1 protein-coding gene is annotated in these 1,443 nt (G+C 67.8%); it reads right to left on the bottom strand.

Translation table 11 applies throughout. The features are described from left to right. On the bottom strand, nucleotides 1–1,443 hold a 1,443-nt coding region (pckA, locus tag CHB83_RS23395; RefSeq protein ID WP_143437273.1), incomplete at both ends, for a phosphoenolpyruvate carboxykinase (ATP).

The following is a 1,443-nucleotide window of genomic DNA, read 5'->3' as shown; positions in this document are numbered from 1 at the left end:
TCGAGCAGGGCGCTGGGCACGCCGGGCACCGTGGCCGGTACGTCCACGCCAAAGACGGGGTGGCGGTGATAGGCAACGGCGTGGAGCTGGCCGTCCAGGGCCGCCGTAAGCATGGCCCGGGTGTAGCGCAACGGCATGCGCCGGCCCACCCCGTAGGCCCCACCCGACCAGCCCGTGTTGATCAGCCACACGGTCAGGGTGGGGTGCTCCTCCATTTTCTGGCCCAGCATGTGGGCGTAGCTGGTGGGATGCAGCGGCAGGAACACCTGCCCAAAGCAGGCGGAGAAGGTCGTCTGCGGCTCGGTGATGCCCATTTCCGTGCCCGCCACCTTGGCCGTGTAGCCGGAGAGGAAGTGGTACATGGCATGGGACTTATCCAGCCGGCTGATGGGGGGCAGCACCCCGAAGGCATCGGCCGTGAGGAAGAAGATGTGCTGGGGCACGCCCGCCACGGCCGGCGTCACGGCGTTGGGGATGTAGGGCAGCGGGTAGGCCGTGCGCGTGTTTTCCGTCACGCTCTTGTTGGTGTAGTCCACCGTGCGCGTGCCGGGCACAAAGCGCGTGTTCTCCACCAGGGCCCCGAAGCGGATGGCATCCCAGATTTCGGGCTCCTGCTCGCGAGCCAGGTCAATGACCTTGGCGTAGCAGCCGCCCTCGAAGTTGAAGATGCCCTGCGCGCCGGGCAGCCAGCCGTGCTCATCGTCGCCTATCAGCCCGCGGGTGGGGTCGGCCGAGAGCGTGGTCTTGCCCGTGCCGGAGAGGCCGAAGAAGATGGCCGTATCGCCGGCCGGCCCCACGTTGGCCGAGCAGTGCATGGGTAGGGTCTGGTGCTGGTGGGGCAGCAGGTAGTTGAGCACCCCAAAAATGCCTTTCTTCATTTCGCCCGCGTAGCCTGTGCCGCCAATGAGCAGGATCTTCTTGGTGAAGTTGAGAATGGCGAAGTTGGCCTGGCGGGTGCCATCCACGGCGGGGTCGGCCTGGAAGCCGGGCGCGCACAGGATGGTGAAGTCAGCGGGCCAGGTGGTGTCGGCGCCCGGCTCGGGGCGCAGGAACATCGTGTGGCAGAACAGGTTGTGCCAGGCCAGCTCCGTCACCACGCGCAGCTTGAGCTGGTAGGCGGGGTGGGCTCCGGCGTAGGCCTCGCGCACGAACAGCTCGCGCTGGCCCAGGTAGGCCACCATCTTGGCCTGCAACTGGTCGAACTGGGCGGCCTCGAAGGGGATATTGATGTCGCCCCACCACACGGAGTCGGCCGTTTGCGCGTCGCGCACGATGAAGCGGTCCTTGGGCGAGCGGCCGGTGAAGGCGCCCGTGTCGCACATGAGCGCGCCGGTATCGGTGAGCGTGCCTTCGCCCCGGCGCAGGGCGTGCTCAACGAGGGCGGCGGGCGGCAGGTTTAGGTGGGCAGAGACGCCAGGCGCAAAGCCTAACGACGCGAGGCGG

Source organism: Hymenobacter mucosus (assembly GCF_900188255.1).
Taxonomy (GTDB): domain Bacteria; phylum Bacteroidota; class Bacteroidia; order Cytophagales; family Hymenobacteraceae; genus Hymenobacter; species Hymenobacter mucosus.
The sequence above is the reverse complement of the archived record's forward strand: the minus strand, read 5'-3'. Positions and strand labels throughout refer to the sequence as shown.